This window comes from Streptomyces sp. NPDC023481, from assembly GCF_055560195.1.
Map to the genome: position 1 here is coordinate 90,065 of NZ_JBVHJE010000020.1, position 14,055 is coordinate 104,119.

13 protein-coding genes and 2 pseudogenes are annotated in these 14,055 nt (G+C 66.4%); 8 read left to right on the forward strand and 7 right to left on the reverse strand.

Annotated elements, in window-relative coordinates; genetic code table 11:
• Positions 1-16: 16 nt before the first annotated feature.
• The gene (locus ACZ3ZD_RS31935) at positions 17-676 is read right to left on the reverse strand and encodes a M15 family metallopeptidase (RefSeq protein WP_467405057.1); all 660 of its coding nucleotides are present in this window, start codon (positions 674-676) and stop codon (positions 17-19) included.
• 882 nt (positions 677-1,558) lie between these two features.
• Here ACZ3ZD_RS31935 and ACZ3ZD_RS31940 point away from each other — a divergent pair.
• The 3 genes from ACZ3ZD_RS31940 to ACZ3ZD_RS31950 are packed head-to-tail and all read left to right on the forward strand — an operon-like array spanning position 1,559 to position 4,598.
• Entirely contained in the window at positions 1,559-2,668 is a 1,110-nt protein-coding gene (locus ACZ3ZD_RS31940) for a bifunctional DNA primase/polymerase (protein ID WP_467405059.1), read from the forward strand.
• Complete coding sequence (locus ACZ3ZD_RS31945) at positions 2,665-4,200, forward strand: DNA primase family protein (RefSeq protein ID WP_467405062.1); 1,536 nt, start codon at positions 2,665-2,667, stop codon at positions 4,198-4,200. The genes ACZ3ZD_RS31940 and ACZ3ZD_RS31945 overlap by 4 nt, the downstream gene beginning before the upstream one ends.
• A complete protein-coding gene (locus tag ACZ3ZD_RS31950; protein ID WP_467405064.1) occupies positions 4,197-4,598 on the forward strand; it encodes a DUF6009 family protein in 402 nt (133 codons plus the stop codon). Before ACZ3ZD_RS31945 ends, ACZ3ZD_RS31950 begins: the two co-directional genes overlap by 4 nt.
• 561 nt (positions 4,599-5,159) lie before the next feature.
• Here the strand turns inward: ACZ3ZD_RS31950 and ACZ3ZD_RS31955 are convergent.
• Both ACZ3ZD_RS31955 and ACZ3ZD_RS31960 read right to left on the reverse strand, forming a co-directional pair.
• A complete protein-coding gene (locus ACZ3ZD_RS31955; RefSeq protein WP_467405068.1) occupies positions 5,160-5,750 on the reverse strand; it encodes a hypothetical protein in 591 nt (196 codons plus the stop codon).
• A gap of 200 nt (positions 5,751-5,950) precedes the next feature.
• A pseudogene (locus ACZ3ZD_RS31960) lies at positions 5,951-6,499 on the reverse strand (IS5 family transposase); the annotation flags it as partial.
• Between the two features lie 372 nt (positions 6,500-6,871).
• Between ACZ3ZD_RS31960 and ACZ3ZD_RS31965 the strand changes: the two are divergent.
• Positions 6,872-7,088, forward strand: a pseudogene (locus tag ACZ3ZD_RS31965) (ATP-binding protein); the annotation flags it as partial.
• Between the two features lie 22 nt (positions 7,089-7,110).
• Here ACZ3ZD_RS31965 and ACZ3ZD_RS31970 read toward each other — a convergent pair.
• Both ACZ3ZD_RS31970 and ACZ3ZD_RS31975 read right to left on the reverse strand, forming a co-directional pair.
• The gene (locus ACZ3ZD_RS31970; protein WP_467405072.1) at positions 7,111-7,497 is read right to left on the reverse strand and encodes a hypothetical protein; all 387 of its coding nucleotides are present in this window, start codon (positions 7,495-7,497) and stop codon (positions 7,111-7,113) included.
• Positions 7,498-7,666: 169 nt separating this feature from the next.
• Positions 7,667-8,407 (reverse strand): SDR family oxidoreductase, encoded by a 741-nt coding sequence (locus ACZ3ZD_RS31975; protein WP_467405076.1) that lies wholly within the window; start codon positions 8,405-8,407, stop codon positions 7,667-7,669.
• Between the two features lie 89 nt (positions 8,408-8,496).
• Here ACZ3ZD_RS31975 and ACZ3ZD_RS31980 point away from each other — a divergent pair, with 89 nt between their 5' ends.
• The 4 genes from ACZ3ZD_RS31980 (at position 8,497) to ACZ3ZD_RS31995 (ending at position 12,097) form a co-directional block, all read left to right on the forward strand.
• Positions 8,497-9,381 (forward strand): LysR family transcriptional regulator, encoded by an 885-nt coding sequence (locus tag ACZ3ZD_RS31980; protein WP_467405079.1) that lies wholly within the window; start codon positions 8,497-8,499, stop codon positions 9,379-9,381.
• Between the two features lie 274 nt (positions 9,382-9,655).
• Entirely contained in the window at positions 9,656-10,024 is a 369-nt protein-coding gene (locus ACZ3ZD_RS31985; RefSeq protein WP_467405287.1) for an acyltransferase family protein, read from the forward strand.
• A gap of 229 nt (positions 10,025-10,253) precedes the next feature.
• Positions 10,254-10,706, forward strand: coding sequence for an acyltransferase family protein (locus tag ACZ3ZD_RS31990; protein WP_467405082.1), 453 nt, complete (start codon positions 10,254-10,256; stop codon positions 10,704-10,706).
• A 164-nt stretch (positions 10,707-10,870) separates the two neighbouring features.
• Complete coding sequence (locus ACZ3ZD_RS31995; RefSeq protein ID WP_467405084.1) at positions 10,871-12,097, forward strand: cytochrome P450 family protein; 1,227 nt, start codon at positions 10,871-10,873, stop codon at positions 12,095-12,097.
• Between the two features lie 46 nt (positions 12,098-12,143).
• Here ACZ3ZD_RS31995 and ACZ3ZD_RS32000 read toward each other — a convergent pair whose 3' ends face one another.
• Both ACZ3ZD_RS32000 and ACZ3ZD_RS32005 read right to left on the reverse strand, forming a co-directional pair.
• Complete coding sequence (locus tag ACZ3ZD_RS32000) at positions 12,144-13,115, reverse strand: NAD-dependent epimerase/dehydratase family protein (protein ID WP_467405087.1); 972 nt, start codon at positions 13,113-13,115, stop codon at positions 12,144-12,146.
• On the reverse strand, positions 13,112-14,035 hold the full coding sequence (locus tag ACZ3ZD_RS32005; RefSeq protein WP_467405091.1) for a ScbA/BarX family gamma-butyrolactone biosynthesis protein: 924 nt from the start codon (positions 14,033-14,035) through the stop codon (positions 13,112-13,114). The genes ACZ3ZD_RS32000 and ACZ3ZD_RS32005 overlap by 4 nt, the downstream gene beginning before the upstream one ends.
• Between the last annotated feature and the right edge of the window lie 20 nt (positions 14,036-14,055).

Consider the following 14,055-nt stretch of genomic DNA (forward strand, 5'->3'; position numbering starts at 1 on the left):
GGCTCAGCCGAGAGCGTCATGCGCACACGCCTTGCCGACTCGGTCCGTAACAGGCGCTTGCCGCTCCAGTGGCCAGCGCCCAGTAGCGGTCGCCGAGCGACCAGTGCCACCACTCCGTCGGGTAGTTCACCAGGCCCACGGCCTTCAGTGCGCGCCCCAGGATCTCCCGGTGGGCGCGCGCCTGCGCGCTGATCCCGGCAGCGTCGGTGTAGCAGGCGCCGGCGCTCTCCTCTGGAGTCGCGTTCATAGGCGTACCCATTTCCAGCTCACGGCCGTCCGCATCCACGAGCGTCAGATCCACCGCCGCCCCCGCGCTGTGCGGCGCGATCTCCGGTGGCGACACGAAACGGCTCGCCGCCGACCGGATCTGCTCGTCGGTCCATCCAGGCTGCTCAGCTCGCAGTCTGGCCGCGTATTTCTCAAAGTAGCGCCGCTGCAATGCCGGAGGACGATAGCCCTCGACCACTAGGAACCCCAGGCCGGCCGGCAAGTGCGCCTGTGCCTGGAGCAGACGCTCCAGCACGCCTTCCCGCAGGTAGAAGAAGGCGTCCGAGTCCGCCTGCTTCCGCAAGTCCACAAGGAGCGACCTTCTCCGGACATCGACCAGCAGCTCACCGCACTCGTGTACAGGCACAGCTGCTACCCGTGGATCCGACATCAAGATGATCTCACTCATCTCGTGATGATCCACGAGGGCGGTCAACGACCACAACGTCACCCAATCACCCGGCGAACGTTCCTGGTCACAGCACTAGCGGTTCTCGTTGCGGATCATCCGGCGGAGGCTGGTGCCGCCGGACGGCCGCCTGGGCCCAGCGCCTTCGGGACGGGCGAGGGGGATGACAGAACGAAGGGGACCAGGACCGGTTCGACTGGTGGTACAGGTCGAGCCTTCTCGCCAACATCCGGGGGAGCAGCTCCCGGTTGTGCTCGACCGCGGCTGCGGCGAGGTGGGGGCATCTGTCGGTGGTGGTGAGGAAGTTTTGATCCGGGTGGGGTGCCGCCGCGGAGCACTTGATCTCCAGGGCTTGCTGGACGCAAGCGGCGCGTGGCAAGCCTCGGCTGGTGGTGATGACAGTACGGCGGGCGGAGCGGTGATGACGCTGCTCCCACTGGGTTGGCAGCGACTCGGTCGCTTCAGTCGCTCGGGTCGCTTCGGCGGTGACCTGTGAGTGACCAGCGACTAAAGCACGGTGCTCCTCAAGTTTTCAGTCGCTGGTAGAAACGTGCAGGTCAAGGGTCTGCTGGGAGAGCAGGTAGCGACTGAAGCGACCGGAGTTCTACATATCGGCTGTGCAGTTCGCGCGTGTGCGTGTCATATATAGGCCTCTTGAGTCGCTTCAGTCGCTGACCGGGCCTCTACTCACCTCTTGACCTGCAACTTTCTGGAAGCGACCGAGGCTGGCGGACAGCGAGCTGAGTCGCTTGGATCAGTCGCTCGGTCGCTGATCAAGCTGAATGACCGGCACGCCGGGACACGAACCTGGTCCACTCGAACGGACGTCTTCGCTAGGCTGTCTCCGTCGTTGAGTCGCTTCAGTCGCTATTGGGAGATCGAATGCCTGCTGACCTGCGGGTTTCTGCCAGCGACTCAAGACCCAGCATCCCTGCTGCCGCCCAGCCCAGTCCGCTGGTACTCGCCCGCTGGTGCGCCAGTCACGGCTGGCCGGTTCACCCGCTCGCCCCGGGAAAGAAGACTCCCCCCGCCAACTGCCCCGCCTGCCGCGAGCCCGGACACGACCGCCAGACTTGCTCCTGCCGGACAGCAGGCCGCTGGTGCCACGGCTTCCACGCAGCCACCCTGGACAGCACCCGCATCCAGGAATGGTGGGGCTCCAGGCCACAGATGGGCGTGGGCGTAGCCTGCGGACCGGCGAACCTGGTAGTCATCGACATCGATGCCCACCCCGCAACGCCGCCAGGCCGGAGCCGGCTCCTGCCCGGCATCGACATCGCCGAGGACATCGATGTATCCGCGATGACCACAGGCTTCCACACTCTGGCGGTACTAGCCGCCCTCCGCGGCCAGCCCAGCCCTGCCGACGACACCACCACCCTGCGGGTGAGAACCCCATCGGGAGGCCTGCACGTCTGGTACCGACAGACCGACTCGCGCCGCTGGCAGTGCTCCTCCGGTTCCAGCACCACGCGCGCCCTCGCCTGGCAGGTCGATGTCCGGGCCGACGGCGGCTACATCATCGCGCCCGGAACCACCACGGACGCCGGCACCTACACCCCGCTCGGGAGCGTACGGACCCCCGCGCCGCTGCCGGCCTGGCTCGCCCAGGAACTCCAGCGCACCCACCATCTGCCCGCTGCCCATGTGCCCGCCCCCCGGCCCGTACCCGGCCGCGCTCGCCAGGCTGTCCTCGCGGCTCGCGGCAAGGGCGGCCCTGTCGTCGCCGTACTCACCACGGCCCTTGCCGAGGTTGCTGACTGCGCTCATGCCGCCGAGGGCACAGGGTTCTCCGAAAAGCTCAACCGTGCCGCCTACACCCTTGGCGGGCTCGTGGCTGGGGGGCACCTCACTGCTACGGACGCCGAGAACGCTCTCATGGAGACTGCCCGCCTGGTCCGCCCCGGGCAGGAATCCCGTGCCCAGGCGATCATCCGCAGCGGCATGACCGCCGGGGCACGCCGTCCCCTTCACCCCGGGAGCCGCCCGTGACCAGCCCCGCAGGCGGCGAGCCGAATATGCTCTTCGACTTCGATCCCCGGGCCCTGGCCGAGCAGATCATGGCCAAGGCCACCCCTGTCCTGCCGCCCCAACACGGCACACCGTCCACGCAGACGCTGGCGACGGCCACTTCCGGCGCGACCGCTCATGGTCTGAGGCCTGACTCCCTCACCGACCGGGGCAATGCCAAGCTCTTCGTCAAGCTGTACCAGACCGACTTCCGCCACGTCCCGGGCCTTGGCTGGTACCGGTGGGACACCACCCGCTGGCAGGTCGACGAGGACGACTCCGTCCTGTGGGCCGCCGGCGAGATCGGCGAACACCTCGCCACCACCGACCCCACCGGCGAGCACCCGGTCGAAGCGCTCAAGAAGCACCGCCGCCGCGCCCTGAGCACTGCCGGCATCAACGCGATGCTCGCCCAGGCGAAATCCGCGCCCGGCATGGTCCTCAAGGCCGAATACCTCGACGCAGACCCTTACGCCCTGTGTACGCCGGCCGGGATCGTCGACCTGCACACCGGCCTTGTGCGCACCCCGGACCCCAACAAGGACTTCCACTCCCGCTCGACCACCGTCGGCCCGGCCGTGATGCCGATCCCCAGGTTCCAGCGCTTCCTCGCCGACACCTTCGGCGACGATGCCGAAGGCACCCAAATGATCAGCTTCCTGCAACTGCTGCTGGGATACTCCATCACCGGCGACGTCGGCGGACAGGTCATGCCCTTCCTCTTCGGCGCCGGCAAGAACGGCAAGTCCGTCCTCCTGGACGTCTCGATGAAACTCCTGGGCGACTACGCCGACGCCGCCCCGCCGGGTTTCCTCATGGCCCGCCTCTACGAAGGCCACCCCACCGACCTCGCCGAACTCCACGGCCGGCGCGTCGTCGTCTGCTCCGAGGTCAAGCCCGGCGACAAGTTCGACGAAGCCCGCGTCAAGCACCTCACCGGCGGCGACCGCATCAAGGCCCGCCGCATGCGACAGGACTTCTTCTCCTTCAACCCCACCCACAAACTGTGGCTCCTGGGCAACCACCGGCCCGAAGTCGGCACCGGCGGCTTCGCCTTCTGGCGCCGCATGCGCCTGATCCCCTTCGAGCGCACCGTCGCCGACGACCGCCGCATCGACAACCTCGCCGACATCCTCGTCGCCGAGGAAGGCCCCGGCATCCTCAACTGGCTCATCGACGGCGCCCGCCGCTACCTCGGCGGGGAGAAGGACCTCACCGGCCCCGACAAGGTCCGCATCGCCACCAACGCCTACGCCGAGACCGAGGACCACACCGGCCGCTTCTTCGACGAGGCATGCCTCATCAGCCCCGACTGCCGCACCGAGCAGAAGACCCTCTACGACGCCTACCGCGGCTGGTGCCAGAGCGAGGGCTGCATCCCGATGAGCAACCGCACCTTCGCCGCCCGCGCCCGCGAACTGCTCGGGCTCGCCTCCCCGAAAGAGATGATCTTGTCGAATTCGAGGAAGTACTACCCTGGCATCGGACTGCTGGCGAACGAGGAGACGGCATGAGTTCCCTGATCAGCGAGAACGATCTCAAGCACGAGAGCGCACTCGTCTGGCTCGAGGACATCACCCGCCTCGACTACGTACGCCAAAGCCTCGACCGCCTCCCCACCCGAACAGGCAGGCCTGCCTACCACCGCGACGGCCGCATGGTCGGCTACGCCACCCTTGCCAGCGACGCCAAAGCCTCCCGTGCCTCCGGTACCTTCCGCCGCCGCGTCTTCTGGCTCCTCCCGCACGACCGCGACACCGAACCCGATGGCTTGTACGCCAGCTCCGCTCCGGCCGAGGCCATCGACCCCGCAACCCTGCAACCGCGCACGAAGGGCCGGAAAACTGAGCGCTCTGAAGGCGGCCCCCCGTCCAGCGCGATGCGAGCCCTCGGGATAACCCTCCCCCTCTGACCCGCCCGACTCCAGTGACCGAAGCGACTCAAGCGACCGAACTTCCGACACCATCCCGCCTTCTGGCTGCGTGCCGTTTGTAGTGGCGCGGGACGGCACCGCCACATAGCCCCCGTCCCCAGGCACCACACCCGGCCGGATTGGCGGGGTCTGCGGCGCCGGGCAGGTCCCCCGTGTCTGGACGTGCCCTGGCCGGGACCTCGGCGCAGTAGTCGACGCGGATTGTGGCGAACCCCGTGCTGCTGGAGTGGTGGCGTTCCTGGCTGAGTGTGCCGGACGAACCGGAGTGGGTGGTCGGTGAGCGGCTGGACGTGCTGGCCTGCATCGGGGGTCTGCCGCGCTTCCAACTTGCCGCAAGCCGTCCCGCGCTCGGCGCCGCAGGAAGACCGCCGGGCGGTCGCGCGGTAGCCGTCCCACGACCTGCCGGCCCGTACACGAGTGCGCCGCGGGCCGGCAGGACACGCCGTACTGCGCTGCTCGCTCGAGTGGCGAGGCGCGCATTCTTGGCTCGTCGGGGCCCGCGCAGGGGTAGGCGGAGCGATGGGGCTGGTCACGCGGCTGTCAGGTTCTGATGATTGCAGCGGATAGTGTGCCGGTGAGAATCGCTTCCTTTGGCAGGGTCAGGCCGAAACGCTGTTCCAAGATCTCCATGGGTCGCCGCTTGTCGGCTTCCAGTGTGGCGACCAGCTCAGCGTTGTTCCCGAGGACATCGACGACTCCTACCCAGTCATCGTTGTTGAGATCGCACATCACCTCGTACACGCCGTCATGGTTGTAACGGAAGTGCGGGAGAGGGACGTTCGGGTGGTCGGCCATGAAGTACAGCTCGTATGTGTGCGCACCTCCATGAGAGATCTCGGGAGTGTCGAACCGGCCGAGGATTTCCTGCCAGGAGCCGTAGCCGATGGCGAAGGAAAGGTCACCGACCGATCCATAGCGGACACCCACGGTTGTGTTCACAGGCTTGCCGCGGTCGAGCTCGAACAAGTCGGCCTCGAATTCTGCGTGTGTGCGTGGGCCCATGAAGTGAGGCTCGGTAGCGGGAGCAAGCCGGCGGACGAGGTCTTCGCAATCGATACCGCGCGCGAAAATGGCGCAGTAGCCACCGGGGAGCGGAACCGGGTCTTCGAGCCAATGAAGGCCGTCAGTCATGAGGCAACGTCTCCTGTTTCGAAGGCAGCGGGGCCGGTGCCACCGTAGGTGGTGCACACCGCCCCCGCCGGTTGTTCAGGTCACTTGACCGTGCACTTCACGGTCGGTGAGGATGTGCTGCATCCTGCGAACTCGGGTGCGTAGAACCAGTAGCCGTCCCGGTCAAGCATCCGGTTCGGTTGCGTGAACTGCGTTGGAAACATGCGCGGATGTTCGGCGGCGACCTGGTCCAGGAGGTGGGTGCCGGCGATGGAGTCCTGCACGCTCGCCGCGGTGACCAGCACGGCAAGGAGAAGGCCCGTCGTGTCGGTGACGATGCTCCGCTTGCGCCCGACGATCTTCTTCCCGGCGTCGATGCCCTGGCCGGAGGCGAGCACGCTGGTGGAGGTTTTCACGCTCTGCGCGTCGATCACGCAGGCCGACGGTTCGGCCTCTCGGTTTTCCTTCTGCCGTAAGAGCTGCCTCAGCAGGCCGTTGAGCTGGGCGAACACGCCTTCCTGCTGCCACCTGGCGAAGTAGCCGTAGACCGTGTTTCAGTGGGGGAAGTCGTGCGGAAGGTAGCGCCACTGAACCCCGGTGCGGTCCACGTACAAGATCGCGTCCATGATGTCGCGCAGGTCGTGTTCCGGCGGCCGGCCGAAGTCCAGAGCTCTGCCGCGGCGCTCGAAACGCCAAGCCGCCAGGACCGGCTCGACCAACTCCCAGCGGGCATTGGACAGATCACTCGGATACGGGCGACGCTTCGACATGCTTCCGGCGTACTGCCCCGAACCGAGTGCGCCCAGTCGCGCCGAATCGGCGCTCGAAGCACAGAGCCTCAAGGACCGGACATCCTGGGATGAGACGGGATTGGGGCCCTTTCCGCCCCGTCAGCAACATCCCCTGACCCGCAGGTATCGACGGCCTCCAAGACCTCGCCGGCACCACCATCCCTCACCCAGAGGATCACCTAAAAACTGGGCAAGAGAGGTGGAAACGACCTCTGAGTAGGTGTTTTTCAACCTCGGGGCAGGCAGGCTCGGCGGCCTGATAGCTGGCGGATCGAGGGTGAAGGTGCTGACCGTCACCTCAAGCGAGTTGCGGGTGTCGCAGCGGCCATCTGTTCGAGCTTCGCAGAAAGCAGAGCGGAGGCCAACCTCGTCTCTCAGGTGATCTCCAAGCGTTACGAGCTCGAACAAGATCTTCAGTGAATGGGGCCAGGTCCTCGGCGACGAAGTACTGGCCACCGCGATCCTCGACCGGCTCCTCCACCACTGCGACGTGATCTCGATCAACGGCCCCAGCTACCGACTGAAGAACCGGCTCGCCGCCATCGAGCAGGACACCCAGGTGGCCTGACCAGATAGAGCAGCGGAGCCCGTCACCGGATGACAGAGATCTCTGGAAGAGGCTGCTGCCATTCGCCCAGTTCCGCGACGAGAACCCGGCGGGCCAGCCGCCAGGCCAGAGCCCAGCCCTCGTCCGTGCACAGTGCACCCCTTGTCCATCGATCAGCGTTCTCGTCACCACTCATCCTGCTGAGGATCCCGTCGATCATCTGCAGGTCAGCCATGACTTCGCGGGCGAGCTGTCCATCGGCCACCAGGACCTCGGCCATGCGGAAGGCGTGATCGAAGTCCAGGGCGATCTCGTCTGTCGTTACCGCATGCCTGGCCAGCCAGGTCACCTGGGTCTGGGCATCAGCTGCCAACACTGCGAGCGACTCCATCAGTAGGCGCCGACGGAACGAAGGATCGGGACTCTCCATCGCACGATCGTCGCCGCCAACTTCTGACGAGCCCACAGGCGAACATCCGTCTGAGCACATCTATCCGTACTTACCTGAGCACTTTCGCGAGCACGCCGACATGCCTGCCGCTGTGTTCCGGCAGTAACGGACAAACCGGGTGAGACAGAGGAGCGAGGCGGATCGAGCGTCACCAGGGTAGGGGGCGACCGTCGCGGAAAAAGTCGCCGCTGGGAGCGTCGTCGGGGAGGAGGGCGGCCCAGACGACACTGGCTGCACCGGCCTCGACGGGCCGGCCTCCGTGGCCGCCCATGTCAGTGGCAACCCAGCCGGGGCAGACGGAGTTGATGATGAAGCCCTCATGACGAAGGTCGGCGGCAAGCATGCGGGTGAGGGCGTTCAGGGCGACCTTGGAGGCGGTATAGGCAGGGGTGCCGCTGCCCATGTTGGTTAAGGAGGCGGCCTCGCTGCTGACGTTGACGATGCGGGGGTGCTCTCCGGCGCGCAGGAGGTCGACGAAAGCCTCGATGGTGCGCCAGGCGCCGATGAGGTTGGTCTCGAGCGCTTCGGTGACGATGGACATCCGGGCGGAGGACGGACGCTGCCAGCTGTCGTAGTGGATCGCGGCGTTGTTGACGAGGACATCGAGCCGTCCGAATTCCTCGCTGACCTGGTGGGCCGCCCGTTTGATGGTGTCGGCGTCGCGGACGTCGAGTCGCAGGGGGCGAACGTCCAGGCCTACGGCGGCCATGGTGCCGGCGGCGCGTTCCGCGTTGGGGAGGTTGCGGGCCGTGAGCAGGACCGTGTGGCCAAGCTGGGCGAGTTGGGAGCAGACTTCCTGGCCGATGCCCCGGTTCCCTCCAGTGACGAGTGCGACGCGGCCTCTGGGATCAATGGCCAGGCTGGTCGGGTCAAATGCGGAAGCTTTCATTCCTTGCGTCCTCTCGATAAGTTGACACTCCATCATCCTCAGCGGGTATGGCCTGCCCTGTCTAAGATCTCTTGTGATAACCATGTGCTATGGATGCTCACCTACGGGATCTCAAATACTTTGTGGCTGTCGCGGAGGAGCTGAGCTTCCAACGGGCGGCGGAGCGGCTCTTCGTTTCGCAGTCGTTGCTGAGCAAACAGATGCGCCAGTTGGAGATGGGTCTGCGGACGCCCTTGTTCGAGCGGGCCTGGCGTGAGGTGCGGCTGACGCCGGCGGGTGCAGCGCTGCTTCCGGCGGCGCGAGAGATCACTCAGCGGTGGGACCAGGCCCAGCGGGCGGTGGCGGACGCGGCGGCGGGGGCGCACGCGGTGCTGACAGTCGGCCTGTCGACAAGTGTGGGCCGGGGACTGGTCCAGCAGGGACGGCGGACCTTTGAGGCCAAGTGGCCGGACTGGCAGCTGCGGTTCCGGCACGTTGGCTGGGCGGATCCGAGTGTGGGGCTGGCGAAGGGTGAGGTGGACATCGCCTTCGTGTGGCTCCCCCTTCCGGATGCCGAGGAATTCGCGGTCCGCGTGGTGGCGAGGGAGCGACGCTGGGCAGCGCTTCCTGAGGGCCACCCCTTGTCGGAGCAAAAGGAGATCGCCTTCGCCGACCTATTGGGGGAGCCCTTCATCGCCCTGCCGAACCGTGCCGGTCCGCTACGTGACTTCTGGTTGGCGCTGGAGGACCGTGGTGGGCGGGAACCTCGGATCGGCGCGATCGTTTCGAGTGCGGAGGAGACCTTGGCGGCGGTTGAAGCCGGCAAGGGTGTGGTGCTGCTTGCCGAGGGCAACGTCGAGTTGTACCGGCGCTCGGGCATCGTGGCGCGTCCGGTTAGCGGGCTGGGGCCTAGTGAGCTGGCGGTGGCGTGGCGGCGCAACGACCGGCGGAGCGTGGTGCAGGACTTCGTGGCGGGGCTGGACGAGCTGCGCTGACAGCGAATGCCTTGTCTGCGGTGATATTTCGGTTATGCATGCTTTGTATGGCATGCCCTCTTCTATTTATTCGCATTCCGTATGGGTGAATTCATTGGACGGTTCAATTCAGGTCGAGTTCACTCTGGGAGTGCGCTCGCGGCCCCGGGGGCCTTTGTCGCTCGGATTGGGCGAATGGCCGAGCACACCCTGCCAAGCGGAAGGCTTCCTATGATTTCTTCGGCGGCTCTGCCGACTCCCGACCAAAGACATCTGCTTCCCTCACTGACCGGGGCTGCGATTCGTTGCGGCCCTTCTCGTTTTCATGTTCCACATCTCGCTGATCGATTCGCCGCTGCCGCCGAACGCGCCGGTGAAGGTCAGTCCGTTCGCGAAGCACGCGATCGCACAGTGGCTCGGGGACACCTTCGGCCGCTCCGGAATGATCGGCGTCTCATTCTCTTTCGTCCTCAGCGGGTTCGTGCTCACCTGGTTGGCCAAGCCCGGGGAGGCCGCGACAGCGTTCTGGCGCCGCCGGCTGCTCAAGGTGTTTCCGGCACACCTGGTCACCTGGGCCGTCGGCATGGCCTTCCTCGCCGACGGCTCGATCCCGGTGAAGGCGTGGCTGACCAAACCTGTTCCTGCTGCACGCGTGGTTCCCTGACCCTTCGGTGTTCCCGCTGGAATCCTCCTGAGGCCGAGGATCAGCAGCGGGAACAAGTCGCTGTCCAGGCGACGACGGCCTGGCTGGTGCCTGACACGCCGAAGACCTCCTTCGGGGTGTCCAAACCTGCAGTTCTGGTTCGGCGACTTCCTGCCTCCGCTACGTCTTCCCGAGTTCGTGATCGGGGCGCTGCTGGCACTGGCCCGTGCGCGCGGGTCGCGACTTCCCGGTGCCGACACCCGCCGCCGTGGCGCTGTGCCTGGTCGGCTTCGTGCTCCAGTTGTATGTCCCGTTCGTTCTGGTCTTCAACGTGACGATGATCCTTCCGATCTACGCGCTGATCACCTCGGCGGTGCAACGGGATGTAGCGGGCCGATCGGGCGGGCTGAGCGGGCGGACTATGACCTGGCTGGGCGAAGTATCCTTCGGGTTCTACCTGTGCCAGGGCATCACGGTCTTCTATGGCCGCAACGTGGTAGGCCACAGCGCCCGTTACGGGACGCCGGTGGCGACAGTGGTGTTCATCGGCTTTTTCCTGGCCACTCTTGTGGCGGGCTGGGCGCTGTATGTGGAGGTGGAACGACCTGTGATGCGGCGCTTCGCCCGCAGTCGACGCCCTGCGACTCTCGTGCCCGTCGACCTGGCACCCCGTGAGACGGCCGCCAGCGCGGTTGCTGACTGACATACGGTCCGACGGTCACCGCTGGACCAGGAGTCCGGATCCGGAAACTCCGGATCCGGATTCTCCGTTTCGGACACCGCGCTCACACAACAAACCATATGATCAGCTACCGCTGGCTTGTCGTAGTCCAGTAATTTGCTGGGACACATTCATAAGGGGTGGAAGTGGCAGGACATGCATCATGCAAGTACGCCATAGATGCGTCCGGTCAGGACATTCATGGGGAGATCGCCAGAATTCGCGCCGAGGGGCCGGTCCGGCAAGTTGAACTGCCGAGCGGGGTTGTGGCCTGGTCCGTCACCGGCCATGAGGAGATCAGGACGCTGCTCCTCGACCCCCGCGTCTCCAAGGACGCCTACCAGCACTGGCCTGCGTGGATCGACGGGAGCGTGGGTGCCGAGTGGCCACTGGCTATCTGGGTCTCTGTACAGAACATGGTGACCGCTTATGGCGACGACCACTCGCGCCTGCGTAAGCCGGTCGCCTCGGCCTTCACCGCTCGACGGATAGCCACCCTGCAGCCGCGGATCGAGGCCCTCACAGCCGAGATCCTGGACGCGCTGGCCGGGCAGCCCCCGGGAGCAGAAGTCGACCTCCGCGAAGGCTTCGCGCATCCGCTGCCGCTGGAAGTCACCTGCGAGCTGTTCGGCATACCTGTCGAAGCGCGCGGCCGCTTCCAACGAATCATCAAGGGCTTCTTCTCCACCACGGCCACCCTGGAGCAGGCGCAGGCCAACGGCCGGGAGCTTTACGTTGCGCTCACTGAACTCATAGCCCGCAAACGGGCCGAGCCGGCAGACGACCTGACCTGCGCGCTCATCGAGGCCCAAGCCGCAGGCCAGATGACCGAGAAGGAACTGGCCGACAACCTCATCCTGCTGTTCACCGCGGGCTACGAAACCACGGTCAACCTGCTCGACCACGCGGTGTACAGACTGCTGAGCCACCCTGAGCAACTGGCACTGGTCCGCAAGGGTCGCGCCGACTGGAACGACGTCATCGACGAGACCTTGCGCTTGGAAGCGCCCGGGGCCCACTCCATCCTGCGCTACGCAGTGGAGGACATCGAGATCGCCGGGATCGTGATTGCTAAGGGCGACCCCATCATGATCGCCTTCGCCGGTGCGGGGCGCGATCCCCGGCACCACGGCCCAGACGCCGATGCCTTCCACATTCAACGCCCCACGCGCAAGGACCACGTGTCCTTCGGCTTCGGCGTGCACTACTGCCTGGGGGCGCCGCTGGCCCGCTTGGAGGCACGGATCGCTCTGGCGGCCCTGTTCGACCGTTTCCCCGAGATGGCGCTCGGGACCTCCGAGATCCTGCCGCAGCTGTCATTCATCTCCAACGGCCACCGTGCCCTGCCAGTGGTCCTGCGACCGGCGGTCTGACCCGGGGGTGACGGCTCGTCCCAACCACGGCCGTCACCCCCGGGCATCACGCATGGCTCAGTCGCAGCGCCTTGCGATACCACGAGGCGTGCGCGGAAAAATCGGCGAGGAATCCTGCCCCCGGGTCGACGCCAGTCGTACGCCAGAGGAATCGGCTGTCGAACCAGGCATCCGTGGTCAGGAAGCGGATCAGCCGACGTGCGCGCTCGTTCCCGGCCGGCAGCGCACGCACCGCCTCGTCCCGGGGCAGCGCCTGCGCGGGCAGTGGGAGCGACAGCTCCCCAGCGACCCGGGAGAGCATGGCTCGCACCGACACCGGCTCCGGGTGAGCGGCATGAAGCACCCCGCTTGGGGGTTCGGCCTCGTCCAGGGCGAGTGCGACGAGCGCCTTCGCCAGAGCGTCGGCGCTGACCAGGGACACCCGCGCACGGCCGTCGTCCGGCAGCCCCGGCAGCATCAGCAGTGCCGTGATCGCGGCAGGGATGACCCAGGTGTCGCCTCTCCCGTACACCCAGTGCGGCCGCACCACAGTCGCGCCGGCGGCCAGCACCTGGGCGTCGCCTTCCAGGCGGCTGCGACTGACCGGGGATTCAGGGCTGGGAACGGCCGCCTCCTCGGTGATTCCGCAATGCGGCCCGGGACCGTAGACCGCGGTGGTGCTCAGCCGGACGAAGGACCGCGAGCCGGAGGCCCGCGCCTCATCGAGCAGCGCCCAGGTGCCAGCGGCATTGACGGCTTGGAGCCTGTCCTCAGCCCCTGTGATCAAGGACCCGAGGTGGAGCACCCTGGAGACGCCCGCGCAGATACCGCGGAGGGTGGACGGTTCCGCCAAGTCTCCCGGCCACGGTTCGATCGCCGGGTGTATGGGTGACGCCGCCGTGTGAGCGAGCAACCGCACGCGCAGCCGGGCGCCGCGGTCGGCTGCCGCCAGTAGTCCGGCCAGGACATGGGATCCGATGAATCCGGTGCCGCCCGTGAGCAAGACGGTGCGCGGTTGGTCGCTGCCCAGACCGGTCATGAGGCGTCCGCGGTAACGAGCGCCACTGCGTTGTGCAGGTCGGCGGCGAAGACCAACTGCCCGTCCTGCGTCCCTCGTACGGTGAGCAGCTCGGTGCCCGTCCCCAGCTGAACGACGGTCCTGGCTTTGATGACGCAGGGCACGCCGAGTTCGGCGTAGCGCTTGAACTGAATGCGGACCGCCTCGGGATAGAACGGGTGCCGCGGCAGCAGGTGCGCCACCTGCTGGACTGCCTCCATCAATAAGATGCCCGGGTGGTGGTCCCGTTTGCGGTTGGCGTTCAGTGGGTGCAGCGGGTCGATACGCAGTTCCCACGAGTCCGGGGTGTCCGCCGTGCCGAGTACGACGTAAGACTCGGCGCTCCGACCGACGAGCGCGGGGGAGATGGCCGGCCGCAGTGGGGTCATCGTGGTGTGGCTGCGGACTGCCTCGCCGCGCAGCCGCCGGTAGGCGGCGGGCGAGGTGATGCTGAGGCGACCGCCTCCGGCTGCCAGCCGTCGGCCGGCGCGGGAGATCGTGACGTGGCAGCGCATTCCAGCCAGACGCTTCCCGTGTTGAAGGATGTCGGAGAACTCCACCTCGACATCGATTCGGGCGGCCTCTTCACTTACGGCGAGTTCTTGCTGAACGGTCGTGTAATGAACGTCCCACATGACAAAATGGTGCTCCATGGGGACGGAGTAGGCCTCATGGGCCAGTAAGATCACCGACTGACGGAAGGTTTCGAAAATTGTGACCGGGGAGTACCTGTCCTGTAGTGGTGAGAAGAACGTGTGCCGACTGTTCCAGTTCCCTTTTACTCGGTAATGGTGCTCCTTGATCCTCGACCACTCAGTGGGGATCACATTGCCCCCGTCGGTTTGGTGGACCAGCGCTGGCCGTATTGTCGAAGACATGCCAAGGGTGTGCGCGTTGTTCATTTTTTCCCCCGCGTAAGAGA